Origin of the sequence: Deinococcus indicus (assembly GCF_002198095.1) — a bacterium.
GTDB lineage: Bacteria > Deinococcota > Deinococci > Deinococcales > Deinococcaceae > Deinococcus > Deinococcus caeni.
The window spans coordinates 76,444-99,725 of record NZ_NHMK01000003.1 but is presented as its reverse complement, the minus strand read 5'-3'; the positions used below and the strand labels follow the sequence as shown (position 1 = coordinate 99,725).

Here is a 23,282-nt window from a genome sequence, read left to right as displayed (position 1 = left end):
CCGTGATCATCAGGGCGTCCTGCGTCTCGTGCACGAGGTACGTCAGCGTCTCGCGGGCCGTGGTGACGCTCAGGTGCGACACGGCGGCCAGGAGGTCCTGTTCCGGAACGGGGCCGGGCGCGGCGCGCAGGACGGTCAGGATCTGCGCGGCGGCGGCCGTGATGGCGGCGCGGCGGCGGGTGACGGTCTGCTGGTACCGGGCGGTGCGGGCGGCCTCGCTGGCGTCCGTGCCGGCTTCGAGTTCGGTCGTGGCGCGCAGGGCCGGGGTCTGCGGCCACGCGCGGAACCGGTACTCGAAGCGGGGGCGGTCGGGGCGGTGGTCGGCGGCGTGCTGGCGGTCGAGACGGCCGGTGCGGTGCAGGTACGCGGCCCGTTTGGCGTAGTGCCTGGTTTCTTCCATGCCGAGCAGGTCGCGCAGTTGCGTGACGGTGATCCACCGGCCGGCGTTGGCGTGCGCGACCCGCAGGAGCATGGGGCCGCGCCCTTCCGTTTCCGGCGCGGCGGGCTTGAGCGGGGTGGTCACAGCGTCACGCCCTGCGCGGCCAGCTGGCGGCGCACCCGTTCCTGCACGGTGTCGTCCGGGCAGAAGAAGCCCAGGGCGCCCCGGCAGCGGATGGGGTCGGTCAGGCGAATGGGGTCGGCGAGGTGCAGGTGCACGGCGTCACAGGCTGCCCAGCGGCTGGTGGGCCTGCCGTCAACCGTGACGGCCTTCAGGGTGACGACACCCAGGACCGCGCCGAGGGTGCAGTCCGTCTTCAGGACGCGCTGCCCGGTCAGCGTGCGGATAAACGGGACGCCGCTGTCGTCGAAGGTCTTCCCGGCGTGCAGCATCAGTCGCCGGCCGACGAGGCGGCGGGCCTGGGCGAGCAGGCCGGGGCTGCGGTGCCAGTCGCGGTTCTCGACGTCCTTGCCGAGATCCAGGATGGCGGTACTCCAGGGTTCCTGAACGCTCAGCGCCAGGAGGACGGGCGGGGTGGTCACGCGGCGTCCTGGGCGAGGAGTGGGCGGATACTGGCGCGCAGGTGGGCGCGGCGGGCTTCGTCGGTCGGGTACTCGGTGGACCACGCGACGATCAGTTCGCTGCGCTGGACGGTCTGCTCGCCGGTGAGGTGGTCGCCGTCGGCGCGGGTGGGGATGCCGTGCGCGGTGAGGTACACGGCGCAGCTCATGGCGGCCAGTCGGGGGTTCAGGGTGGGGGTGGGCATGGCGGTGACCTCCAGGGCAGCCGGGACGGGAACGGGGGCGGGTTCGGGGGCGGCGGTCCGGGCGGTCGCGAGTTCCGCCTCGAGGCGTTCGCACTCCTGGTTGAGGTGCCCGACCGTGGACGACAGGGTTCGCTTGTCCTGTTCGAGCTGGTGGATCTGGTTGCGGGTGTCCCGGTCGCGGTTGATGGTGGCGGTCCGCTCGGCGGCCAGGGTGCGCTTCAATTCCGCGAGGGCCTGTTCGTGCGCGGCGCGTTCGCGGGTGATCTGGGCGCTCGCGGCGTCCAGCTGCCGGCGGGCCTCACTGGCGTCCGCCTGGGCCTGATCGGCGGCACGCAGGGCCATCTGCAGGTCCGCCTCCACCTGCTCGCGCAGCGTGGCCTCACGGGCGTCCAGTTCCGCCTTGCGGGTTTCGAGGTCCGCCACGCAGCGGGCGTAGTCGGCTTTCATCTCCTGATCCGCCTGCGCGATCAGGCGCTGGATGTCCGCGTCCTTCTGTTCGACGCGGAGACGGGCAGTCTCGCGGACGTACTCCAGCTCGCTGTTCAGGGTGGTGAACAACTGCTCGTCGAACTGCGTGATCTGCGCGTTGATGTCGCTCACGGCGACCTTTGAGCCGCCGCGCATGAGGCCCGCCACGCCCGACTGCACGCAGCTGAGCGCGAGGCGGATCAGGGGCGCGGAGGCCGTCCCGGTCTGCTGGGCCAGGAGGCGGTTCAGGAGGTGTTCCGCGTCGCGCACGTACCGGCCGAGCTGCGCGTCGGGCATGGTGCGGATGACGTTCTCGATGCGCCGCGCGGCGTGCTCACTCCTGGCGGTGAGTTCCACCCGGTCGAGGTGCAGCGTGAGGTCGTGCTCGCCGACGGTGTACGACTTGAGGCGCTGGTCCTTGCCGCGCAGGGAGGCCTGCACGGCCTGGGCGATCAGGTAGCGGCTGCCGAGGGCGTTCACGCGGCCACCTCGCCGGCGGTCGTGAGGGAGTAGTGGACGAGCATCCCGGTGCGGCTCCAGCGGAGGCGGCCCTGGGCGTGCAGGACCGCGAGGGCCTCCTCGACCTGCTCGCGGGGCAGGCCGAGTTTCAGGGCCATGTTCGACGCGGTGTCCCGTTCGCTGCGGTCCGTGACCTGCGCGAGGTGCACCTCGACCATGCGGCCCTCGGCGGTCAGGTGGTCCAGGGTCGGGGCGGGCAGGTCCAGTTCGTCCAGGGCGTACGCGGCGCGGCTGGCGGGCGTGGGGCCGGGCACGCGGCGCACGGTGCCGCCTTCTTCGAGGTACCCGAGTGCGGCGCGCAGGTGGCTGAGGTTCATGTCGGGGAGCTTGGCTCGGAGGTCCAGTTCCGTCATGGGTTTCTTGCCGAGGACCGCGCGGACCGCTTCGGCGTTCTCGCGGAGGCGGGCCTTGAGTTCCTCCTGGCTGGGCGAGCCAGCGTCAGCGGGCGCGGTCAGCGTGACCGACGGCCCGGCCGCCGCCTGCTGCGCGGGTTTCGCGGGGAGGCGGGTGTCGCCGGGAATCAGGATGAGCCTGGGGTCGGTGTCCGTCTGGGTGGCGTACCCGTGCTTCACGAGCTGGGAGATCACGGCGCCGGTGGGCAGGCGGGGCATGCCGAGGTGCGCGGCGAGTCCCTGCGGGGTGGCGGGGCCGTGTTCGCGCAGGAAGTCCAGCGCGCGGGCCTGGGCGCTGCCAGCCGTCGGTTCAGTCGGCTGGGCGGGTGCCGGTTTGGCCCGCTTGGTTGGCGCCCCTTTGACCGCCTTGATCGACTCCTTCTCGCGGACCGGATCCGGGGCGGGGGCAGGGTTCTCCTCGACCGGCGTTTCCACGGCAGGTTCTTGCGTGGCGGCGACTTCCTCGGCAGGGACTTCCGGTGACTCGAGTGCTTCGACAGTGGGTTCCGGGTCAACCTCTTCCGGCTCTTCGGGACTGTCTTCCTCCGCCTGGGTCGTCTGGCTCACGGCGTAGGCGTGCAGCTGGCGCAGGTAACTGACGCCACTGTCCGTGAGGGTGTACTGGCTGGGCGCGCCGACGCGGGAGAAGTCCAGGCAGGCCGTCCCACGGCTGAGCACGCCATTGACGGTCTTGCTCAGCAGGGCCGTGCGGTCTGTGATCTCGGGGAGGGTCGCGCCGGGGTGAGCGAGAACGTCGAGGTACACCACGGCCCGCGCGGTGAGTTCGAACCCGGCGGGGAACACCAGGTCCAGGGTGTTCGTGACGGCCACGGGTTCAGGGCTGGGCTGGACGTCCGGTTCGGACAACTCGGTCACCTGGGCGGGTGCGGGCTCCAGTTCCGGCGTGATGGTGACGGGTTCGAGCGTGTCGATCAGGCTGGCCAGGCCGTCCGGGGCAGGGCTGGCGGCCGTGGTGCCGCTCGGGAGGTGGGTGCGGCGGGCCGTGCCGAGCAGCGGCGCGATGGAGTGCTCGATGTCGCGCAGCAGGTCGGCGGCGTGCAGGGCGACGCTCAGGCGGCTGGCGGCGACGTCGCGGCGGACCTTCGCGTCGCGGATGGTGGCTTCGTGCTCGTCGATCTCGACGCGCAGGCCTTCGATCAGGTCGGCGCGGCTTTCCAGAACGGCCATGCGGTCGCTGAGGCTGCCGCCAGCGGGCAGGTCGGTGTCGAGGATGGCGTAGGTGGGGGCGGGATCGGTCATGCGGGGCTCCAGTCGCCGAACAGCGTCGGCATGCACGTGGGGGCGGAGAGGACGGGCGCGGCGGGCATGGGCGGGTCGATGGGTGGTTCGGGCAGCTGGATGGGTGGTTCGGGTGGCGGCATGGGTGATTCAGGTGGTGGGGCGTCCTGCGTGGCCTGAGTAGGTGCATCCAGGGGCGTCCACTGGCCCGGCCGGGCGAGGCTCTCGCCATCGCGGGCGCGGACCAGTGCGGCCTGCGTGCCGTCCGGCCAGGTCAGGACGGTGATCACGACGCCGGCGCCCAGGTGCGGGACCGTGAGAGTGCTTCCGACTTCCGGAAGGGCGGGCGCGGCCACCTGCGCGGGCGAGTCCGCGCGGACGTGACCCGCCCGGCCGGCGGCGATCTGGGCGAGGTGGTCGGCCATGCTGCGGCGCGTGACGGTGCAGCCCTGAGCGCGCATGGTGCGGGCGAACAGTTCCCCAAACCCGGCGGGGCTGTCGCAGGTGACGGCGTGCAGGTACCCGCGTGCGTTGTGGGCGGTGAGGACGTCCATCACGCCACCTGCCGGGCGCGGCTGCGCTGCTTGACCCAGGCCTGCGCGCGGTCCCAGCCGCGGTACCAGTGCGTCCGCTCGCGGGCGTTCCCACCGTGAGCGCGGGGCCGTCCGCGCATGTAGGCGTGCCAGCCCGCTTCGAGCGTCAGGGCGTCCGCGAGGGTGCGGGCGTGCGCGACGACCTCCCCGCCCACCACGGCGACGGCCACGCGGGCGGTCTGGTTGCCCTGGGGGGCGGCCATGAACTGAAGGCGGTTCAGGTCACGCATGACTGACCTCCCCGTTCAGGTCGGTGATCACGTGCGTCTGCAGGACGAAGGTGGTGGCCACGATGGCGCCCGCCGCGTTCAGCGCCGCGCCGACCTCCGCCGGAGAGGCCTCGTGAGCCACGGGGCCGTTGACGGCGATCAGCTGGTTGCGGTCCGTGAAGCGGATGCTCAGGCGGACGGGCGTGTTGAGGGGCAGCCCGAACACGGCCAGCAGGGCGCTGGCGTACATGACCTGCGCCGGGTGGCCAGGGTGACCCAGCAGCTGGCGGTAGTCGGACTTGAACTCCAGTTCGAAGTGCACGGCCGGGGTGAAGGCGGGTTCAGTCATCGGCGGCCTCGGGGCGCAGGGGCCGGGGCAGGAAGCCACGCGCGGCCAGGGTGGGGGCCTCTTCGAGCAGCATCGACCGCAGGTACTCGTCCGTGGTGTTCGCCCGGTCGCCCAGGCCCGCGTCGTCCCAGATCTCCTGAAGGGCGAGCGTGTCGCAGCCTCCCATGAACCCTTCCGTCAGCGTGAACGGGTCCAGGTTGCCCAGCGCGGTCGGGGCGGCCGTGTTCGAGAAGCTCAACTCGCGGTGGAAGTACCCGTAGAACAGCGTGTCGAGGTCCGCGCTGGTCAGGGTGAGCAGCAGGCGCAGGATCTCGGTGGCGACCGCGAGTTCCGCCGTCTCATCCTTGGGCTCGGCGCTCAGGGTCCAGCCGTCCCCGTTGCGCTTCAGGTGCGTGCTGAACAGCAGCTCCAGGCGATCGGCCGCGCTGGTGAGTTCGGGCGTGATGTGCGGGACTTCGCGGTCCAGCATGCTGTCGAGGATGTACGCGGCCTGCAGGCGGCGGCGACGGTCAGGGCCGGTCAGGGCCGCATCGATGCGGATGTCCTCCAGGGACCACGGGGCCGGGTATCTGGGCACGGCGGGCCGGTCTGCCTGAACGGCACTGGTCTGGGCCGCACCGGGCTGGGTAGCCGCGCCCTGGGTGCCGCTGCTGGACGGGACGCTGCTGTCCGGGGTGGGGTTCTTGACGCTGTACCCGCCGTCGGGCAGGGGAGACCAGCTGCGGCGGGCGCCGATGTTCTCCCAGCGTTCCATCTCGCCGCCGTTCTTGACGCTGTACACAACGCCGTTGCCGTTCTCGCCGTAGTGGTGGCGCATGGCGTTCAGCACGACTTCCGCGAACGCCGCGCCGCCCGCCACGTCCTGATCCGCCAGGACCCGTGCGTGCCGCAGCTGGCATTCCATGGCCTGCGCCGGGTCCTGGAAGTACGGTTCCACGTCGTCGAACAGGTCCGCCTCGACGACCCCGCCGGTGTACCAGGCGGGCGGGAACTGCCGGTGCCGGACGAGGAACAGGTTGTTCGGTAGGTGCTTGCGGATGTGCTCCGGGGGGTACAGGCGCGGGTTGCTGCGCAGGTACCCGTTCCAGACGGCCTCCTGCACTTCCGGCGCGACCGTGACGAGGACTTCGACCTGCGCGAGCGTCAGGTTGCCGGTGTTGAACTCGTCACGCAGCAGCGGGGACAGGGCGCGGCTGATCTGGATGCGGCGGATGACGGTCCGGCGGGTGTACCCGAACTTCGCGGCGATGTCCTCGACCGGGCTGCCGTGATCCGCGAGGGCGGCGAAGGCGTCGGCCTCCTCGATGGGGGTCATGCGGCGCCGCTGGACGTTCTCGGCCGTGGCGACCTCCAGCAGTTCCAGGTCCGTGAGGTCCTGCACCAGGACGTTCACGGGGGTGCTGGCCGGCCATTCCAGCCACTCGTGCCCGTCCACCTCGAAGCCCTGGGTGAGCAGGCCGATGGCGCGCCAGCGGCGCTCCCCGGCGGCGATCTCGAAGTGGCCGGGGCGGTCGGGGTGGGGGCGGGCGACGAGGTTCTGCTGGAGGCCCTTGCGGTAGATGCTGACCGCGAGTTCCCGCAGGCTGTCCGCGTCGAAGTGCTTGCGGGGGTTGAGGCTGCTGTTCAGGATCCGGTTCCAGGGCACGGCCTGCAGGCCCAGCGTGGGCGCTTCGAACTGCGGCACTTCGAACTGCGCGGCGGTGGCCGGCGCCGTGGGCTGGGGTTCCTTGACGGGTTCCGCAGGGGCCGGGGCGCTCTCCTGAACTTCGATGAGGGTGAGGTCGTCGAAGTTGCGGTAGTAGAAGGCGTTGCCGTATTTGACCTGGCAGTCCTTGTCGTACCGGCGATTACCGTCGTCGAAGATCTTCGTGATGATGCCCTGGGCGCGGGAGTCAGGGTTGGGATGGGGATACGTGAATTCCACGGTCATCCCGACCGCCCAGCTGGCCTCCGGGGCGGTCGCGGTAGCGGGCTGGATCTGCTCGGGCTGTTCGGCGGTGTGGGCCTTCTCCAGGGCGCTGGCGGGCACCCACGGGCGGGTGCCGTCGGCGTAGAGCACCTGGACCTCGTCGCCGCGCACGTTGACGATCACGGCGACGTCGTGGCGGCCCGTGCGGACGCGAACGTCATCCCCGACCTGGGGCGCATAGGCCGGGGATTCGGCCGGGCTGTCGCTGGACTCCACGGCCGCCTTCAGGTCCCGTTGCAGCGCCTTGTCGCACTTCGAGCAGCGCTGCACGTCGGCGTGCGGGTCGGCGTTCACGATCTCGGTGCCGTCGGGGACCATGCGGCCGCACAGGACGCGGGTGCCGTCGCCCCAGTGGGCGAGGTGGGAGTTGTTCGGATGCATCCAGCCGTGGCTGGGGGCGGGGGCCGGCTGGTCGGCGCGGGGCGCTTCGGCGGTGGCGGTCACGGGTTCCTCCGGGGTGGCGGCGCGGGGCGCGCGGGCGATGGCGCAGTCCTCGGCGGGGAGGTTGTACTCCTGGCCGTCCACGTCGATGTCGACGATCAGGACGCTGCGGTCGATGATGCTGGGGCGGACGCGGACGACCGTGCCGGTCACAGGGCCGCTCAGGCTGGGACCGGTGACGGTCTGGCCAGCGCGGAACGTCATCGGGCACCGCCGAACAGTGGGCCGAAGTCCGGGCGGGCAGGGTTGCGCTTCCCGCTCCGGGTGCCAGCGCGGCGCTCGGCGGTAGCTGGGAGTTCCGCCAGGGCCAGGGCGAGATCGGCGCGGCGGCACACGACGAGGTAGTCAGGGTTCACGACGCGCTCGCCGGGCACGCGGGGATTCACGAGGGTGACACTCAGGCCCACGCGGGTGACGGTCCAGTCGCCTTCGAACAGCGGGAGGCCGTGCGGGTCCATCAGGCGGCCCTGAACCTCGTCCCCGGCTTGCAGGGGGTGGCCGATGGGTGCGCAGCGGGGCGTGACGTCCATCCGGGCGGCCTGCACCTCGCCCTGCCCGTGGACGTGTACGGTCAGGGACGGGGCGGGCTCTCCGGCGTCGCGCAGGACCACGCTGGGGATGTACAGGCCAGGAGCGGCGCGGTACGACACGAGTTGCCCGGCCAGCCAGGTTTCCGGCAGGAGGCGGCGGCGGCTCACGCGGCCCCCACGAACAGTTCCTGGAACACGCGCAGGAAGCGCTCCTGGCGCATGACCTCGGCGACGTGCGCGCGGCGTTCCTCGGCGGTGGGCCAGGGCTTCGCCTGGTGCCAGTGGACGTTCTGCCACGCCCAGTTCACGGTCATGCGCAGCGTGTCGCCGCAGATGACGGTGGCCGGGACGCCCCAGAGGGTCAGGTTGATGTAGCTGGCGTAGCAGCTCGTCTGGCTGAGGTCCTGTACCGTCCAGCGCAGGTGCAGGGGGCTGACGCCGTGGTTGGTGAGGCGCTCGGCGAACGCCAGGACCATGCCGCTGGTCCCGCAGGCGGGTTCGTTCGCGGTGAGGATCTCGCCGGGCGTGAACATGGCGCGCGGGTCGCCGGCGGCGATCAGGTCCACCATCAGGCGGTTCAGGCAGAAGGGAGTGAAGAATTCGCCCCGGTCCTGTTTGTCCAGCTTGTGGCCGATTTCCATGTACAGCGGCCCGAGCAGGTCAAGGAAGGGGCGGTGCTCCATGTCCACGATCAGCTGCCGGAACGCGCGGACGATGACGTCCAGATCGTGGGCACTCAGGCCCTTGATGGTGTCGAGGTACAGGCCCTCGGCGCGGCCGCCGGTCAGGGCGCACGCGCCGGCGGTGACCATGCGGCGGTACGCCTCGCTCACGCGGATCTGCTGGGCTTCCTGAAGGATGCGCGCGAAGGGCAGCTTGAGGGGATCACCGACCAGTCCAGTCGCGGCCTGCTGCGCGCCCCGGTCGCGGTCCATGGCGGCCTGCAGGCGGCTCACAGGAGTTCCCCGTCGTTCTCGGCGGCGCTGGCGTACATCAGGAGCTTCGTGGCGACCGCGATCGCTTCCGATGGTGTGAGTATTACGGCGCAAACGCTCTCGCCCCGGCGGATGTTGAGGCGCACGCACTCGTCGTCTGCCAGTTCCGTCTCGACGTACGTCGCGTCATTCTCGACGACCACGAACGAGGTCCGCTGGTTCAGGCGCATGACCGTGGGATCGCAGGTGCTGCACAGGTCCTCGTCCACCCAGTCGCAGCCGCCTTCGCAGGCCCACTGGTCGGTGCAGCCACAGGTGCGGCAGCTGCGGGCGCCACTCAGTCGGGCGTACTCGCGGCGGGCGGTGACGTCCGTGTCGTCGTTCAGGCTGGGGTAGTATCGCAGGTCGTCGAAGTGGATCAACCCGGCGTCCTTGAAGGCGTCCAGCGCGGCCGCCACGATGCCTGCACGCACCTCCAGAGTGCGTGTCAGTTCGGCGCGCGTCACGCCGCTGCCGTGGTACACGTGGCGCAGGATCTCGGCGGCGTCTGCGTTCGGGGCGGCCAGGGCGCTGTTCACGCGGCACCTGCCATGTCCTGCGCGGTGGTCTGGGGGCGGTTGAGCATCAGGGCGTCCGCGTCCCGGAACGTGCCGTCCACGAGTTCGCTCAGCGCGATCAGGTGCGCGGTGGGGCGCAGGGGCGTGGGGCGGCGGTAGATCAGCAGGGCGGCGATGGGGGCGGGCACCAGGGCGTGATGGGCGCGGCCCTGGCTGCGGTGCGCCTGGAGCATGGGAGCCGGCACGCGCCGCACGAGCCGTTGCTGGAGGAGGTTCCAGGCGAGCGTGCAGGTGTGCTCGTCGCTGAACTCGAACGCCTGGCAGAGCGTGGCGGTGGTCAGGGGGGACATGGTCAGCAGGACGCGGAGCACGCGGCGTTTCTGCCGGCCGCTGGGCACGCGGTTGCGGGGGGCTGCCATCAGAACAGCTCCAGGGGGCCGGAGTCGATCAGGTCGCTGTGGTCGCGCGTGGGGCGGAGCGCGAACGCGGCCAGCAGCAGCATGACCGCCAACAGCAGGAACGGCACGAGGCTGGCCAGCAGGCGGACCGTGATGCGCTCCTGGTCCAGCGCACCGGCCACGCCCGCGAAGAGCACCACGGCGACGATGGCGAGGATGTACCGGACCGCGCGGCGGGTCAGCAGGGCGGGGCGGGTGGTGGCAGCGGCGGTGCGGGGCTGGATGGTGGTCATGCGGCGCTCCTGTGGGTGAGGGGGAGGGGCTGCTGGTCGCTGTACTCGCGGCGGTGGGTCTGCATCTCGGTCAGGGCGTTGAGGCGGGCCTGGATCCAGATGGCGTGGTTGGGGTGGTCGGGACCGGCGGCGGCGATGGCGTCACGCAGCTCGCGTTCGAGTTCGTACAGGTCGGCGAGGCGGTCGGGCATCAGTTCATTCCCAGTTCGAGGGCGCGGCGGGCCAGTCGGGCGAGACGCAGGGCGCGCAGGCTCAGGTGGGCGCGCTCTGCGGTGCAGGGTTCGGCGTGCAGCTCGGCGAGGAGGGCGACCCAGTGGCGGGCGCGGTACTCCTCGAGGCGGGTGAGGCGCTGGGGGCCGGGCACGACCCAGTCGGCGCGGTACTGCTGGGCGGTCACGCGGCTACCTGCGCGGCGCGGCGGGCGAGGAACGCGGCGGCGGTCTGGGCGAGGTGAATGTTGGCCTCGTCGAACCCGTGGACGTTCATCCCGGCGTACTTGCAGTTGTAGTGGAGCTTGCCTTCGCCCTGGCGGTTGCGGCGGACCTTCTCGATGACGGCGTACTCGACGCGACGGCCGGTCTCGCGGCAGGTGACGGTCACGCCGTACTTCCGGGTGGGGGACATGGTGTCGAACCCGGTCTGCATCCACTCCAGGCTGTACTCGGCGCCGTCCACGGTGATCACGCGGTCGGGCTTCAGGATGTTGAACGCCGCGCCGTGCAGGCGGGCCTCATTCACGATCAGGGCGAGGTTGAAGCGGGGGGCGGGGTTGACGGTCTGGGGGGAGTACGTCATGCTGGGCCTCGTTCCCCCTCTCCTGTTGGATTCGCTGGCTGGCGTGTTCTGGAGAGGGGGATTCGCCGTTTTGCTCGGGCTTGACCAGAGTATAAACTCAGTTTAGGCTATGAAGCAAGACCTAAACTCAGTTGAGGTATTGATGACTCTGACCCTGCACGAATCCGCCAGCACGCCCGCCACCTGGGACCGCCTGATCAGCACCTCGAACCACCCCACCGAACTCGTGTCAGACATCGCAGACGCCCCTCAGAGCCTGCGCCTGCGCCGGAAGGTCCGGATCGCCATGACCACCCGGTGCAAAAAAACCATCAACGAAGCCCTCGACGAGCTCGACCGCACGCAGGACAGCGGCGCGCACGGTCTGCGCCTCCTGGCGAACATCACCCTCGGGCAGTACGCGAGCATCCTGCAGGCGTCCGAACGCCCCCTGACCAGCCTGGATCCCCACGCGGTGGAAGACGCCGCCGACGGCGCGTTCGCGCGGGGCATGGCGCTCGGCGAGACGCGGCAGTTCACGGAGGCGCTCGCGCAGCTGCATCTGGCACGCACGCTGGCCCAGGCGCTCGACATGCAGTACCGGGTGCAACACGTCGAGCTGGAGATCGGCCGCCTGCACACGAACATGGGCCAGCCGGACCCGCAGTTGCTGATCAACGCCATCAACCGCGCCCCGCTGTCTGATCGCCGGCGACTGTGGGCGCTGGGACTGCTGGCGGAGTCGCACGTGGCCCTGGGTGATTACGAAACCGCTGCAACCCTGCTGGCACGGGGCGATCAGAAGTTCAGCGAGATCCAGGCATTCACCTTGGCGCTGCTGGGCCGGCATCACAAATCGGCAGATCAACTGGAGCCGCGTGACACGTATGGTCAGGTGGCGCGGGCGCTGTGGGCCTTGCGGCTGGGCAGTCCGTTTCACGCGCCGCTCAGCAAGGGAGCCAGTCCACAGTCGGAGTACGGCTCGATCGTCCGGGCGTGGGGCATGCTTCAGGCCCGGCCAATGGCGGCGCAGGCCCGGACGATGCTGCTGGGTCTGACCGTCCGGACGCCAGACCAGCGTGCTCACCGGGCGGCCGCGCTGGTCCGCGCGAATCAGCTGGGCGGTTTCGGCGACGACATCGACGACCTGGTTGCAGAGTTCAATGCGGCCCTGAACGCCATGACGGTACGCGGGCCGTTCCTGACGCTGCTGCGGTCGCTGGCGCCGGAAACGTTCGCGCTGCTGGCCATGCTGCCGGAGATGCATCAAGAGGTGGCGGAGAGCCTGCCGGAAGTGCCGCTGTTGATCGGCGGTGAGCTCTCGTTCCGCTACCAGCAGCACCGTCTGCCGGGGCGCAGTAACGGCAGTTCGGTGATGGTCCTGGCCGCCGCGACGGGCCGAACGGGTCCGGAATCCCGGCCCCATCCGCAGGCGGCGCAGCGGATCCGCGACATCCTGACGCAGATCGGTGCGCGGGAATACGTGAATCTGGGTGGACTGATCAGGATTATTGGACGGTTCAGTGAGCAGGCTCGCTTCTCGCATCGGAAGTCGTGGGAGGCGGCTCAGAGCCGCGCGCTTGAATGGGTCGATAGCGCGGCCCTCCGCCAGGAAATTAAAGACGCCCTGGGCCTATAAACTCTGTTGATATCGCTATTTTCCGGCTCTGCTCGTAGGCTGGAGGCATGAAGAAATCGCTTCTGATGCTCGCTGCCTTCACCCTCCTGACCGCGACCAGCGGAGTCCTCGCCGCAGGGACCGTGACCCCTCCTCCCAAGCCGCCCATCGTGAAAAACGATCCCTGCGCCGAGTGCTGATCGATCCCTTCACGTTCAGGTAACCCTATACGCAAATGACGTAATGCGGGAGCACAGATTGAGTCACAATGCCCACATGCCCGACAAGCGCCTCACTCTGCCGACCATGCTCTATTCCGCCGAATTGGTAGAGCTTCAGAAGGTGGCTCAATTTGAAGTCACTGAAGACAACGGCCTCTACCACGTTTACTTCGACACAGAGGCCGAGATGGAGAAGGTGCGAGAGGCGCTCCAGGTTATGCGGGAGGACCTGAGCTGACGAATCTCCCCAGAAGGACAGCCCCTGCGGGCTGTTCTTCTTTTTTGGCGATCCAGTACGCCCCGCCGAACTGCCCGATCTGCAGGCCGCCGCTCTTGTCGGCGGGATCGACGGTCAGCATGCTCTGGGCCGGGATCATCCAACCACTGCCCTGCACGGGCAGGTCGGCCAGGAACGTTTCCAGCGCGCCCTGCTCGGGCGGGCCCATCTTGCCCTGCCGCAGCGAGCGCCAGCTGGACCGCGTCTCAACAGGGATCTCGAAATACGTCCAGGCCCAGGCGTCGCTCACGAACATGCCGTCGAGCAGCTTGGTGATGCTGGCTGACCGCATCGACCCGATGTCGGTCTTCCCTGAGATGTACTTCGAGATGGTCATCTCGGTCAGACCGCTCATGCGGGCAAGGTCGGCCTGTCGTAATCCCCGTCGGTCCAGCCACTGCTGAAGTTTCAATCCTCTGCTGAGGGCTTGCTCGGTTACGACTGGGGACGGCATCAGTTCGGCGGTCTCGTTGCCGTCCTGATGGGATTCCGTGCGTCTCCGTGCCATACCCGCACTATAAACGGAGTTTAGATGACCTGCTAGCTACCCGGCGGGCGCCCCCGCGGCAACAGTGCCGTTGTGACTATTTTGAAATAGCTGCGGTTTACCCTGTTGCGTATTTTCTAAACTGAGTTTAGGATAGATGCATGCCAACCCGACGCCAGATCAACCCCCAGCTCCTGCGGGAAGCCCGGAAAAAGGCCGGTGACGGCACCAAATCCGCCGCCGCCGCCGCCGCCGGAATGACCTGGCAGGGCTACAACCAGTGGGAAAAAGGATCGGGTCGCACCTCCTTCGACTGGAACTCTTTCGAAGCACTTTGTGACTATCTGGGTGTTAAGCCCGAGGCCATCACCGACGAGATCCCCGAAACACAACAGGCCGTGTAAGCCGCCGTCCGCCATGGACTGAGCGGCTCTTTTCGTTTCATCCCACGGGCGATACCCCGGACCGCCCCCGACGACCAGGGTCCATTCCTCCACAGTTGCATCCGGGTTTGCCCGGTGAGCCGCATGACAACGAACGCGAGATCGATCGCAGCTGACAGCCCGCCCCCCAGTCGGGGACGGGACCGGACCCCCGTGGTACCGGAACGGCGCGTGACGGAAACCTCCCCCTGAAGTCGCGGGGGCGCAGGTCCGTGCAGGCTACCGCCACCCGAGCAGCTGCGCGAGCAACACCCACGACCCGAAGACCGACCGGCGGAAAGTTCCTGCAACCGGGAGTGACGCGGCGCGCCTCGACTCCCCAGGCGCGAGACAGCAGGGGAGACGGCAGACCTGGACGCCGAGATGACCAGTGTTGAGGCCACCTGCGCGGCCGAGAGCAGCAAAGCGCAGGCTGGCGCCCGGCCGATCCGGGCGCGTGAACCGGCGCGACACGCCGGCCCGAACACTCACACCATCAGCGCCGCCAGGACGGGGCGCTGCGTGGGGAGGTAGCTCTGTTGGGAGAGCGCCCCGGCCCGAGGCTGGGGAGACGCAGGTTCGATTCCTGCCCGCCCCGCATCAAGTAAGTCCCGCCAGGTGGTCTGGCGGGCACCGTTCCAGGTGGGGCCCCACCTGCTGACAGCGAGACGTCGGGGAGGCTGCCCACGCCAGCGCCCGGCTGACCGCGCGGACCCCCTGCGCCGGGGATCAGGTCCGGAATTTCTAAACAGGAGCACTGGCGAGCTCCGCCACAGATCCGAGGTTCTCAGCGCCGCCCGCACGGGGGTAGCCCGACAAGCGCTGAGCCTGGACATGACGCCATGGGGAAGGCGCGTCCCGCGACCGGCGGTTCCGGTCGGATGCAGGGAGCGGCGTGCACAGCCCGGCCGCTCCCGCCTGAGCGTCATCCCGTTCGACTCAGGCCGGTCTGGGCACCGGCCGACGATTCAGGCTGGTCTGGGTACCAGTCGAAACGCATCACCCTGATGCGTGCCCGTGACCGCCATCCCCACCCGCAGCGAACCGCCACCAGCGCGGCCCTGCACACCGGGAAGGTCACCCCAAACGCGGGGAGCAGCGTGACGAGCAGGCCGAGAGAGGCCGGGACCCGAGCAGGCGCGGCGTGCGCCTGCACCCCCACACCACCGGGGAAGCGCGTGGAATCACCTGCCGCCCGTCGTCATTCGCCCCTTTCCCTCTTGTTGCACTGGGGCGCGCTGGGAGGTCCAGCGCGCTCCGAGTACCGGTCCCGCCCTGGGGCCGTTCCACAGCCGCGCCGGCGGTGACACCCGGCGAAGTTCACCGTGGAGGTCCGGCCATGTAGCACGTCGCCCCCCAGTCGGTCACTCACCCGGCCCGCCGCGTCACAGCAGCGGGCCGCTGACATCTCGGCCCTGGCGCATGCGCGGGTTCGATTCCCGCCGCCGAGCCACAGGAGGCACCTTGAACAGCCTGATCCCGAAGGAACTCATGACCGCGCAGGACGCCGCGCGGATTCACGACCAGCACAACCCGAAACTGCCGCGCGCCGTCGAGGCGGAACAGCAGGTGGCCGACCTGCTGGCGAAGGCAGTCCTGCCCGCCGCCCGGAAGGGAACCTCGGTCCAGCTGAACCTCGCCCGGCCGGACCTGACCGGGGAGATCGCCACGATCTTCCAGGCCCTCGGGTATGGCGTGACGGTGCACATGCGTGACCTGCTGCCGACCGGCGTGCTGGAGCTGAGCTGGCCCGCGCGCCCGGCGGAACGCCGCGAGAGTGACGCGCTGCGCCCGCCTCCTCCGCCGCCGCCGATCATGCAGCGCCACGAACGTGGCCCCAGCCTGCTGGCCCGCCTCCTGCGCACCCCCTGATCACCAGTCGCGGTTCAGGGCTTTCTCGCCTTCGCGGGCGTAGTTCACGTACGTTTCGCTGGTCGTGATGCTCGCGTGCCGCAGGTGATCCCGGACCGCCAGGACGTCCTTCGTTTCGCGGTACATGCGGGTGCCGGCGGTGTGCCGCAGGCCGTGCACCTCGCGGCCCTGGTACGGAATGCCGGCGCGTTCGCACAGCTGCAGGATGCGCTGCTCGACGGCGCGGCCACTGCGGAGCGTGAGGACGTGCGGCCCGTAGGACGGGGTCATGCGGATCCACTCGACGAGCGCCGCTTCCGACCGCCGGGAGAGCGGGACCTGCTGGCGTTTCTGGCGTTTGCCGGTCACGGTCAGGTACGGCCGGTCCCCGCCGGCGCGGACGTCGGCGCGCAGCAGCGTGGTCATCTCGGTGACGCGCAGGCCGCAGTCCGCGCCGAGCAGCACCATCACCCGCTCCTGCTCGTCCGCGTGGTCGAGCAGCGCCTGCACGTCCCGGTCCGGGTACGGCTTTCGCTTCTCCCAGGCGGGGACGGGATCACTCGCGGCCCGGACGTCCGTGAACGGCGCGACGTCGGTCGCGCCCGCCCAGCGCAGCGCGGCGAACACGGCCCGGGCGGCGGCCAGCCGGACGCGGACGGTACTCGGCGCGAGGCCCTTGGCTTCGAGGTACCGGACGTACCGGTACCCGTCGTTCGGTTTCGGCCGGATGAAGCTCATGCCTGCCCCGGCCGCCCACTCCACCAGGAAGCGCAACCCGGTCTCGTAACTCTCCAGGGTGCGCAGGCTGACGCGGGCGCCCCGCCCGCCCCGCAGCACCAGGAACGCCTCCGTGATCGCCCAGAGGCCCGGCACGTCCACGTCCCGCGCGGCGCGCAACGCGTCCTTCCGGAGGACGTCCGGTTCCTGGCTGCCCACCCGGTCCGCGCGGCCCTGCAATTCCAGGTTGTACGCCATCAACTCCAGGCCACTCATACCCGCAGCATACAGAGGAGCCCCCCATGACCACGCACGACGCCACGGAACCCGCGACGTACCTGACCATCACGACCGAACACCTGCTGCGCCTCGACGCGGCGTACCCCGCCGCCCGCTGGTGGCTGAAGGCGAACGACGAGGGCGACTGGGCCGGCCCGGTCCTCAACCCCATGACGGCGCTCGACCATGCTGCCCAGTCGTGGAACATGACGGCCCAGCAGGTCGCCGCGACGTTCGACGAACCGGTCATCGGCGTGATGTACGAGGACCTGATCGGCCTGATCCAGCAGGACCTGCTCGTGAGGGAAGGCCTGGACGGCAGCGCGGCGGCGGCCGTCACCACGCACCTGATCGACCAGCTGCGCGAGATCGACAGTGCCCGTGACAGTGAAGCGCTGCTGTACGGGTTCCGCGTGGTGTTCGAACCCGGCGCTGATGGCCACCTGCGCGTGCTGTCCCAGCCGGCCGAGGTGAGCGCATGACGACCGCTCCGGAACGCGCCCTCGCCCTGATCCGCGAGGAGCGGGAGCGGCAGGTGCAGGTGGAAGGCTGGACGCTGGAACATGACGATCAGCACGTGACTGGCGAACTGGCCGACGCAGCCGCCGCGTACGCGCACGCCGGCGACCACAGCCCCGTGAACCCGCAGGACGGCTACGGAACGGACGTGGGCCGCATCCTGTGGCCCTGGGACCGCGCGAGCTTCAGGCCCGGCACGCACCGCCACAACCTGGTGCGCGCCGGGGCGTTGATCGTCGCGGAACTCGAACGCCTCGACCGGCTCGCCGGGAGCGTGCAGTACTTCATGCGGGGCATGCCGGACGGTTCCCTGGAACTCTACGCGGCGGACAGCCTCGAGGTCCTGGCGGAGTGGCTGGGTGACGTGCCCACCGGGACCCTGACGCGGGTCGACCGGAGCGCTGCGTTCTGGGTGCCGGGGCGTCCGCACAGTGCCCGGGCGGAGGACCTGTTCCTCGAGTACTACTCGGACGCTCCGTACCTGGGTGGGGCGGCGTTGCTGTGGCCCCTGAACTTCCCGAACGTCTGAACGCCAGGGCCGGGGCATGGGGGCTCTCCCCCCTTCGCCAGGGCTGATCAGTCTCCATCGCCGAACTGAGATTATCCGACGTTTCATGAAGACCCGCCGGTCCTGTTGACCGGCCAGGAGTGACCTGTGAACGCATTCACGAGTGCAGCCCTCGCCGGAGCCCTGGGCCTCCCCGGAGTTCCGGCCCCCCGCCTCCGGGCGGACATGACGGTCCACGACGCCATCCTCGCCCTGAGCGCTGACGGGAATCCGGGCGGCGTCGCGGCCCTGTGCGCCCTGGCCACCTGCCACGAACAGATCGGCCCCGGTGCGCTGCTGGACGTGGACACCTGCGGCCTGAGCGGCATGCAGGTCTACCTGCTCCTGCGGCAGTGCGGCTCCCCGCTGCGCATGGCGGCCCTGCTGGCCATGACGGCCCGCGTCGGCCTGCCCACCCCGGCAGAACTGATCCGCGACCTGGGCGAGCCGCTCACGCCGCTGCTGGAGCGCGCCATCACCACCCTGGTCCCCGCGCACTTCCCCGCGTTCGCCGGACTGAACCTCACCAGACCGCCGGAGCGGGCATGACCGGGCCACTGGAACAGATCGACGCGCTGCTCGGGCAGATGCGGCGCGACCTTCCCAACACCGACGCCTGCCTACCGAACCTCGCGGGTGACACCCTGCGCGCAAAAGCCGCAGTGATCCAGGGGTACATCGACGTGCTCGAACCGGCCGTGTTGGCCCTGCGCGCCCAGGCTGGGGCGGAGCAGGACACGCCAGAGAGCGTGAACGAGGCCGTGCGAGCCGCCAACAACACGACTGGCCGCCCGAGGCCTCTGCCCAAAGAAGAGGACGACGCGCGGTTCGACGTCATCCAGCTGGGCAGGGCCTACGGATTAGCACTGAAGGCCGCTGCCGAGCTTCCGGAAGTCCGCATCGCCTTCCGTGACGCGCAGGCCCGCCTTGCCGCCGCACTCGCTCAGACCAGCGCTGGGGGTGAGGGTTGCAAACGCTGCAACGGGATCGGAATGGCCAGCAGTGCGCGCGACGCCGAGGGACTGTGGATTCCTGAAACCTGCCCGGAGTGTCGGGGCAGGGGCAGCACTCGCGCGCGCGCTCAGGCCGACGCTGGAGGTGAGGGTTGATGGGGTACGTCGCAGACACGCAGGATGACCAGATCGGCATTGAAACCCGCACGGAGAGCCTGTACATCCAGGGTCCGGGGATCTTCCCCTACGGCAAGTCCACCGAGATCTCGTACGACGCTCTCGCGCGCCTGCTGTATGCCCTGGCCACCGCGCCGGACGTCCGGGAAGCGGTCGGGGATCGCTTGCAGGTCGCGTTGAAGACGGTCATGGCGGAACACGAATTGAGCGCTGACCAATCCACGATCGAAGTCCTCACCGGGCTGGCCGCGCCGACCATGACCATCGTGGACTGGGCCGTCACCTGCGAAGCCTCCCCGCTCCAACTGGACGGCCAGGACGCAGAGACGGGCCGCCCGGTGTACTTCCGGGAACGCTGGGGGCACTGGTCGCTGGAATGGTGGGACGACCACCAGTTCATCGCCAGCGGGGACGCCGGGCGGCAAAGCGGCTCGCCGGCTGAACAGATCCAGTTCCGCCTGAACCCGTTCGGCATCCGCCTCGGCCGCCCGAAAGAGTCCCGCTGATGGGCCGAATCGTTCCGCCCCCACCGCGTCCCGGTGAATCCCAGGACCGCTACCTGCTCCGCGTCTTGCGCCTGCAGCTCAAACAGCAGCAACACGCCTCCCTGTCCCTGCTGGTCATCTGGGCCGCCGTCATCGCGGCCGTGATCGTCCTGATCGCCACCTCTCTATAAGTAAGGAGTCCCTCATGCCTGACGATTCCCGTCCCTGGCTCTGCGCCTGGGATATGGACGGCCCGTGGTCCGGTCCGTTCCCCACCCGCGACGCCGCCGCCCGCCACGCGCTCGACCACCCGCCCCTGGTGTGCGATCACCCGCGCGTGTTCCTGGCCCGCGCCGTCACGCCCGCCGCCAGCCTGTTCCTGGGCAGCGTGGACGCCCTGCTCCCCGAAGCCGCGAGCGCCGCGGTTCAGATGCACGGCCCGGCCGCGAGCGAGTGGCTGGCCAACGTACCGGAAGATCAACTCGACGACCTGCAGGTGCAGCTCGATCAGGTGTTCGACGCCTGGGCCGCACGGCATGGGCATCAGCCCGCCTTCTTCCGGGTGGAGGACGTCACCGGGCACCGCCTGACCGAGTTCCTCGCGGAGCCCGCGTGAGCGCCCTGGCCCTGGTGGGCCTGACGATCCTGTCGGTCGCTCTGCTGCTGAGCGGCCTGCTGTTCGGCGCGGTGTGCCTGAGCGTCCTGTACTCCAACCGCCGCCACATGCTCGCCGACCAGTTCGCGCCGCTGATCCTGCTGATGTTCAGCGTCCTGATGGTGGTCGTCGGCTGCCACGGTCTGCGCGGCGTCAGCACCGCTCTGGTGGGTTCATGACCCGCCAGGAACAGACCGTCCGCGTGGACCTCGACAGCCTCGCCCACAAGCACAACAAACTCGGGGAGCCGTTCACGGAACTGACGCTGGTCCTCCCGAGCGGCACGGACCTGCGCCTCCTACACCGCGCCGCCCGCGTCCAGAAGGCCGGGAAGGGCGGTACCGTCACCGCGCAGCTGCACGTCACGGATGAAGCCGGCGAGAGGCGCACCTTCAACCTGTTCTTCGTCAAGAGCACCACCAAGGACTTCCGGTTCGGTGCGGTGATGCGCCTGGACGGCTTCAACCCGCACCACAACCTGGAGCACTTCCTGTCTGGGTACGCCCTGCGGGAAAACGCGGACGCGTTGCCGCACCTGGACTTCCGCGTCCTGCTGGAAACCATGAACGCCAACCCGATTCTTACGGCCGCCGAGGAGTTCAGGGACGGCGTCCAGAAGATGGTGAACGAAAGCGACGGCATCGAGAGCGTCACCCTCAGCAGCGGCGGCAGGACCGTCGTCCTCACCTCCGCCCACCGCGACCGCGTGCAGCAGGAACTGCGCCGCACGGAGAACCATGACACCAACTGAACCCCTCCCCACCGGCCCCGCCTTCAGCGCCCGCCTGCACGCCGCCCTCGGCATCCTCGGCGTGGACGTCACCACCGCCGAGGACCGCCACGGCGCGTGGCTCCTCGGACTGGAACGCGCTGCCGACCAGATCCAGAACGGCACGACCGGCCTGCAGGCCTGGACCGTCGCACGGGACGTCGTTCAGCACTCCAGTCAGGACCCCGACATCGACGAGGACACCCGCAAGGTCCTGGCCGCCCTCACCACGGAACTCACGGACTCCATCGAGGACATGCAGGCGGGCCGGGAACCGGTCCTCGACGTGCAGGACATCGCGTTCGCGCTGTACACCCTGACCTTCGCCGTCGGCGAGGCCCAGGAGCACGGAGAGAACATCGCCGGCCACAGCCCCCTGGCGCTCCTGCTCGCGCACGCGCACCTGAGTGTCACGCTCAACTGCACCCATACCATCCACCTGCCCGAGGCGCCCACCGCATGACGGCCGCCGCCACCGCACCGGATCCCGAGACCCTCGGACTGACCATGCTCGGCTGCGTCAGCCTGGTCCTGAACCACGTCACCGAGGACAACCGCCTCGGGCAGGACATCACGCCGATCCTCACCGCCGCCAAGCTCCGTCGGGTCCGGGACGACCTGGAGGCATACAGCCTGACCGGCACGCCCCTGGACCTCCCGCGCGAGGACAGCGAACTGATCCTGCTGGCCCTGGTCGCCACGCAACGCCTCCTCGAGGACGGCGGGCAGATCAACGCCCCGCCCGACCTTCAGGACGCCGTGAGCCTCGCGCAGGTCCGCGTGGCGGTCAAGCACGTCATGGACGTCCTGGAGCGCCCGCCCCGATTCGTCGTTCAGCAGTACTGATCCACCCGCCCTGGTCACCACGCCGGGGCCGCATGGGGAGCGTCAGGGCACACCTGACGACCCCCACCACCGACCGAGGCGCGCACGGTCAGAGATGCGCGGCAAGGAAGAAGGCCCCCGAGTTACGGCTGGGGGCCTTCCACTGTTGAAGGAGCTGCTGATGAGCGAAACCCTGACCCTTCCCGACGCCCCCACCATCCGCCGCACGGCAGACGGACAGATCAGCGTGTTCGACGCGCTGGAAGTCATGGGGGCCAAGCAGCCCCGCGTGATGTGGCGCCGCCTCGTGGAGGCCTACCCCGAGGTTGTAACATTCTGTAACAACCTCAAATTTCCGGGTGCTGGACAGCGTTTAACCCCCGTCACGAGTGAAGCCGGGTGGCGCCGGATCGTCACGGTCCTGCCCGGCATGCTCGGCAAGAAGTACCGCGCGGCCGCCAACAAGCTCGTCGATCGCTACCTCGCCGGGGACGCCGAATTGGCCGCCGAGTTGATCGACGCTCAGACCGACCCTGAGCAGTCCCGCTGGCTGGCCCGGCGCGCGCAGCACAAGCACTCCAGCATCATGCTGAACAGCTGCCTGGGTCGCCATGGCTCCAGCAAACGCGGGTACCGGTACGTCCACAACCGCCTGAACGTCAGCGTGACCGGCATGGTCGCCCAGGAGATCCAGCTGTCGCGCGGAAAGACGACGACGAAAGATAACTTCACGGAACAGGAACTGGCGGTCCACACCACCATGCAGTACGCCGTGGTCAGCGAGCTGGACGCCACGCACGCCCTGGGCGACGGCGACATCACGAGGGTCGTGGACGGCGTGGCCGTGGACTTCCAGCCCATCCTGAAACGCTACTTCGGCGCGCGGCCGTACCCGCAGGGCGGCCTGCTCCAGGTGGATGTGTGACCACCCTCTTCGCCGCTGATGATCCCGCCCCTGCTCCGCAGCCGGTGACGCAGCTGGCGGTGACGCTGGCGGGCCTGTTCCGCGCGAGCCGATCGGACGGCAAGCAGCGGTCGCACGTGCTGAGTAAGGGCCTGCAGGTGCGGGTCGGGACGGCGGACGGGGACGTGATCTACCTGAGCCGCAAGAACGGCGAGGCCAGTCCGGACGAGGCCAGAGCGGTCGCGGACGCAGCCGGGTGGGTCCTGTTCGACACGGAGCTGAGCAGCTGGGACGGCACGCGGTACCTGATCGTCCGGCCAGCCGAGACGCCCGAGGAGGACCCGCCGCCGTTCCATCCGGAAGCCCCCACCGTCCCGCAAAATTCGCCCGCACCGGTAGAAACCGACGAGAAGGCGCTCGACGAGCGGATCCGCGCGGCGCTGCTCGGGCCGGGCCCCTGGTGGAACCCGACCTTCACGGACAGCATGCGGGAATCACGTCTGGAAGCGGTCCGGAGCATGAAACGCGCCGACCTCCGGGACGAGGAACGCTGGATCAGAAGGAACTGGCCAGCGCAGGCCGAGGACGCTCTCGCGGGCGGGACAGTTGCATGACATGAACGGGAGATGCGCTACACTGCCAGCATCCCCGGAGGTCACCGAGCAACTGACCAAAAGGGAAACCCCCTCCGCGAGAGCCGGCCAG

The 23,282-nt window shown here is 69.6% G+C and carries 36 protein-coding genes; 18 read left to right on the top strand and 18 right to left on the bottom strand.

What is annotated here, in order from left to right; all coding sequences use genetic code 11:
* The 16 genes from CBQ26_RS00940 to CBQ26_RS00865 form a co-directional block, all read right to left on the bottom strand.
* Positions 1 to 523 (bottom strand): hypothetical protein (locus CBQ26_RS00940; protein ID WP_143341902.1); only part of this gene is annotated, 523 nt, incomplete at its 3' end.
* Positions 520 to 981, bottom strand: a complete 462-nt coding sequence (locus CBQ26_RS00935) for an ASCH domain-containing protein (RefSeq protein ID WP_088246619.1) — start codon at positions 979 to 981, stop codon at positions 520 to 522. The genes CBQ26_RS00935 and CBQ26_RS00940, both read right to left, overlap by 4 nt.
* Positions 978 to 2,153 carry a hypothetical protein gene (locus CBQ26_RS00930; protein ID WP_088246618.1) on the bottom strand — a complete coding sequence of 392 codons (1,176 nt, stop codon included), beginning with the start codon at positions 2,151 to 2,153 and terminating at the stop codon, positions 978 to 980. Before CBQ26_RS00930 ends, CBQ26_RS00935 begins: the two co-directional genes overlap by 4 nt.
* On the bottom strand, positions 2,150 to 3,844 hold the full coding sequence (locus tag CBQ26_RS00925) for a helix-turn-helix domain-containing protein (protein ID WP_088246617.1): 1,695 nt from the start codon (positions 3,842 to 3,844) through the stop codon (positions 2,150 to 2,152). Before CBQ26_RS00925 ends, CBQ26_RS00930 begins: the two co-directional genes overlap by 4 nt.
* Positions 3,841 to 4,377, bottom strand: coding sequence for a hypothetical protein (locus tag CBQ26_RS00920; RefSeq protein WP_088246616.1), 537 nt, complete (start codon positions 4,375 to 4,377; stop codon positions 3,841 to 3,843). Before CBQ26_RS00920 ends, CBQ26_RS00925 begins: the two co-directional genes overlap by 4 nt.
* Positions 4,377 to 4,646 carry a hypothetical protein gene (locus CBQ26_RS00915; protein WP_088246615.1) on the bottom strand — a complete coding sequence of 90 codons (270 nt, stop codon included), beginning with the start codon at positions 4,644 to 4,646 and terminating at the stop codon, positions 4,377 to 4,379. Before CBQ26_RS00915 ends, CBQ26_RS00920 begins: the two co-directional genes overlap by 1 nt.
* Positions 4,639 to 4,974, bottom strand: coding sequence for a hypothetical protein (locus CBQ26_RS00910; RefSeq protein ID WP_088246614.1), 336 nt, complete (start codon positions 4,972 to 4,974; stop codon positions 4,639 to 4,641). Before CBQ26_RS00910 ends, CBQ26_RS00915 begins: the two co-directional genes overlap by 8 nt.
* The gene (locus tag CBQ26_RS00905) at positions 4,967 to 7,588 is read right to left on the bottom strand and encodes a ParB/RepB/Spo0J family partition protein (protein ID WP_088246744.1); all 2,622 of its coding nucleotides are present in this window, start codon (positions 7,586 to 7,588) and stop codon (positions 4,967 to 4,969) included. The genes CBQ26_RS00910 and CBQ26_RS00905 overlap by 8 nt, the downstream gene beginning before the upstream one ends.
* Positions 7,585 to 8,082 carry a hypothetical protein gene (locus tag CBQ26_RS00900; protein ID WP_088246743.1) on the bottom strand — a complete coding sequence of 166 codons (498 nt, stop codon included), beginning with the start codon at positions 8,080 to 8,082 and terminating at the stop codon, positions 7,585 to 7,587. Before CBQ26_RS00900 ends, CBQ26_RS00905 begins: the two co-directional genes overlap by 4 nt.
* Positions 8,079 to 8,870, bottom strand: coding sequence for an N-6 DNA methylase (locus CBQ26_RS00895; RefSeq protein WP_088246742.1), 792 nt, complete (start codon positions 8,868 to 8,870; stop codon positions 8,079 to 8,081). Before CBQ26_RS00895 ends, CBQ26_RS00900 begins: the two co-directional genes overlap by 4 nt.
* Entirely contained in the window at positions 8,867 to 9,427 is a 561-nt protein-coding gene (locus CBQ26_RS00890) for a hypothetical protein (RefSeq protein WP_088246741.1), read from the bottom strand. Before CBQ26_RS00890 ends, CBQ26_RS00895 begins: the two co-directional genes overlap by 4 nt.
* On the bottom strand, positions 9,424 to 9,825 hold the full coding sequence (locus tag CBQ26_RS00885; protein ID WP_088246740.1) for a hypothetical protein: 402 nt from the start codon (positions 9,823 to 9,825) through the stop codon (positions 9,424 to 9,426). Before CBQ26_RS00885 ends, CBQ26_RS00890 begins: the two co-directional genes overlap by 4 nt.
* Complete coding sequence (locus tag CBQ26_RS00880; RefSeq protein ID WP_088246739.1) at positions 9,825 to 10,097, bottom strand: hypothetical protein; 273 nt, start codon at positions 10,095 to 10,097, stop codon at positions 9,825 to 9,827. Before CBQ26_RS00880 ends, CBQ26_RS00885 begins: the two co-directional genes overlap by 1 nt.
* Positions 10,094 to 10,288, bottom strand: coding sequence for a hypothetical protein (locus tag CBQ26_RS00875; RefSeq protein WP_088246738.1), 195 nt, complete (start codon positions 10,286 to 10,288; stop codon positions 10,094 to 10,096). Before CBQ26_RS00875 ends, CBQ26_RS00880 begins: the two co-directional genes overlap by 4 nt.
* Positions 10,288 to 10,494 (bottom strand): hypothetical protein, encoded by a 207-nt coding sequence (locus CBQ26_RS00870; protein WP_088246737.1) that lies wholly within the window; start codon positions 10,492 to 10,494, stop codon positions 10,288 to 10,290. Before CBQ26_RS00870 ends, CBQ26_RS00875 begins: the two co-directional genes overlap by 1 nt.
* Positions 10,491 to 10,892, bottom strand: a complete 402-nt coding sequence (locus tag CBQ26_RS00865; RefSeq protein WP_088246736.1) for a hypothetical protein — start codon at positions 10,890 to 10,892, stop codon at positions 10,491 to 10,493. The genes CBQ26_RS00870 and CBQ26_RS00865 overlap by 4 nt, the downstream gene beginning before the upstream one ends.
* Positions 10,893 to 11,034: 142 nt before the next feature.
* Between CBQ26_RS00865 and CBQ26_RS00860 the strand changes: the two genes are divergently transcribed.
* The 3 genes from CBQ26_RS00860 (at position 11,035) to CBQ26_RS00855 (ending at position 12,948) form a co-directional block, all read left to right on the top strand.
* On the top strand, positions 11,035 to 12,510 hold the full coding sequence (locus CBQ26_RS00860) for a hypothetical protein (protein ID WP_088246735.1): 1,476 nt from the start codon (positions 11,035 to 11,037) through the stop codon (positions 12,508 to 12,510).
* 47 nt (positions 12,511 to 12,557) lie between these two features.
* A complete protein-coding gene (locus tag CBQ26_RS22755; RefSeq protein WP_255675758.1) occupies positions 12,558 to 12,689 on the top strand; it encodes a hypothetical protein in 132 nt (43 codons plus the stop codon).
* Positions 12,690 to 12,765: 76 nt separating this feature from the next.
* Positions 12,766 to 12,948: a hypothetical protein gene (locus CBQ26_RS00855; protein WP_088246734.1), complete on the top strand. Its 183-nt coding sequence runs from the start codon at positions 12,766 to 12,768 to the stop codon at positions 12,946 to 12,948.
* On the opposite strand, the gene CBQ26_RS00850 is transcribed toward CBQ26_RS00855, so the two are convergent.
* Positions 12,926 to 13,495, bottom strand: coding sequence for a helix-turn-helix domain-containing protein (locus tag CBQ26_RS00850; protein ID WP_088246733.1), 570 nt, complete (start codon positions 13,493 to 13,495; stop codon positions 12,926 to 12,928). The two genes, CBQ26_RS00855 and CBQ26_RS00850, sit on opposite strands and share 23 nt — an antisense overlap.
* A 140-nt stretch (positions 13,496 to 13,635) precedes the next feature.
* Between CBQ26_RS00850 and CBQ26_RS00845 the strand changes: the two genes are divergently transcribed.
* On the top strand, positions 13,636 to 13,878 hold the full coding sequence (locus tag CBQ26_RS00845) for a helix-turn-helix domain-containing protein (RefSeq protein WP_088246732.1): 243 nt from the start codon (positions 13,636 to 13,638) through the stop codon (positions 13,876 to 13,878).
* Between the two features lie 1,482 nt (positions 13,879 to 15,360).
* The gene (locus CBQ26_RS00840) at positions 15,361 to 15,768 is read left to right on the top strand and encodes a hypothetical protein (RefSeq protein ID WP_088246731.1); all 408 of its coding nucleotides are present in this window, start codon (positions 15,361 to 15,363) and stop codon (positions 15,766 to 15,768) included.
* On the opposite strand, the gene CBQ26_RS00835 is transcribed toward CBQ26_RS00840, so the two are convergent.
* Positions 15,769 to 16,740, bottom strand: a complete 972-nt coding sequence (locus CBQ26_RS00835; protein ID WP_088246730.1) for a site-specific integrase — start codon at positions 16,738 to 16,740, stop codon at positions 15,769 to 15,771.
* A 26-nt stretch (positions 16,741 to 16,766) separates the two neighbouring features.
* Between CBQ26_RS00835 and CBQ26_RS00830 the strand changes: the two genes are divergently transcribed.
* The 13 genes from CBQ26_RS00830 to CBQ26_RS00775 all read left to right on the top strand — a co-directional run bounded on the left by CBQ26_RS00830 (position 16,767) and on the right by CBQ26_RS00775 (position 23,191).
* On the top strand, positions 16,767 to 17,225 hold the full coding sequence (locus CBQ26_RS00830; RefSeq protein ID WP_088246729.1) for a hypothetical protein: 459 nt from the start codon (positions 16,767 to 16,769) through the stop codon (positions 17,223 to 17,225).
* Complete coding sequence (locus CBQ26_RS00825; protein ID WP_088246728.1) at positions 17,222 to 17,791, top strand: hypothetical protein; 570 nt, start codon at positions 17,222 to 17,224, stop codon at positions 17,789 to 17,791. The genes CBQ26_RS00830 and CBQ26_RS00825 overlap by 4 nt, the downstream gene beginning before the upstream one ends.
* A 126-nt stretch (positions 17,792 to 17,917) precedes the next feature.
* A complete protein-coding gene (locus CBQ26_RS00820; protein ID WP_143341901.1) occupies positions 17,918 to 18,358 on the top strand; it encodes a hypothetical protein in 441 nt (146 codons plus the stop codon).
* Complete coding sequence (locus CBQ26_RS00815) at positions 18,355 to 18,918, top strand: DnaJ-like cysteine-rich domain-containing protein (RefSeq protein WP_088246726.1); 564 nt, start codon at positions 18,355 to 18,357, stop codon at positions 18,916 to 18,918. Before CBQ26_RS00820 ends, CBQ26_RS00815 begins: the two co-directional genes overlap by 4 nt.
* Entirely contained in the window at positions 18,915 to 19,445 is a 531-nt protein-coding gene (locus tag CBQ26_RS00810) for a hypothetical protein (protein ID WP_143341900.1), read from the top strand. Before CBQ26_RS00815 ends, CBQ26_RS00810 begins: the two co-directional genes overlap by 4 nt.
* Complete coding sequence (locus CBQ26_RS21680; RefSeq protein ID WP_172417857.1) at positions 19,445 to 19,615, top strand: hypothetical protein; 171 nt, start codon at positions 19,445 to 19,447, stop codon at positions 19,613 to 19,615. The genes CBQ26_RS00810 and CBQ26_RS21680 overlap by 1 nt, the downstream gene beginning before the upstream one ends.
* 14 nt (positions 19,616 to 19,629) lie before the next feature.
* Positions 19,630 to 20,040, top strand: coding sequence for a hypothetical protein (locus CBQ26_RS00805; RefSeq protein WP_143341899.1), 411 nt, complete (start codon positions 19,630 to 19,632; stop codon positions 20,038 to 20,040).
* Entirely contained in the window at positions 20,037 to 20,258 is a 222-nt protein-coding gene (locus CBQ26_RS00800; RefSeq protein WP_088246723.1) for a hypothetical protein, read from the top strand. The genes CBQ26_RS00805 and CBQ26_RS00800 overlap by 4 nt, the downstream gene beginning before the upstream one ends.
* Positions 20,255 to 20,830 (top strand): hypothetical protein, encoded by a 576-nt coding sequence (locus CBQ26_RS00795; protein ID WP_088246722.1) that lies wholly within the window; start codon positions 20,255 to 20,257, stop codon positions 20,828 to 20,830. Before CBQ26_RS00800 ends, CBQ26_RS00795 begins: the two co-directional genes overlap by 4 nt.
* Positions 20,817 to 21,311 (top strand): hypothetical protein, encoded by a 495-nt coding sequence (locus CBQ26_RS00790; RefSeq protein WP_088246721.1) that lies wholly within the window; start codon positions 20,817 to 20,819, stop codon positions 21,309 to 21,311. The genes CBQ26_RS00795 and CBQ26_RS00790 overlap by 14 nt, the downstream gene beginning before the upstream one ends.
* A complete protein-coding gene (locus CBQ26_RS00785; protein WP_088246720.1) occupies positions 21,308 to 21,694 on the top strand; it encodes a hypothetical protein in 387 nt (128 codons plus the stop codon). The genes CBQ26_RS00790 and CBQ26_RS00785 overlap by 4 nt, the downstream gene beginning before the upstream one ends.
* A gap of 160 nt (positions 21,695 to 21,854) precedes the next feature.
* Positions 21,855 to 22,598, top strand: coding sequence for a hypothetical protein (locus CBQ26_RS00780; RefSeq protein WP_143341898.1), 744 nt, complete (start codon positions 21,855 to 21,857; stop codon positions 22,596 to 22,598).
* A complete protein-coding gene (locus tag CBQ26_RS00775; protein WP_088246718.1) occupies positions 22,595 to 23,191 on the top strand; it encodes a hypothetical protein in 597 nt (198 codons plus the stop codon). The genes CBQ26_RS00780 and CBQ26_RS00775 overlap by 4 nt, the downstream gene beginning before the upstream one ends.
* Positions 23,192 to 23,282: the final 91 nt, after the last annotated feature.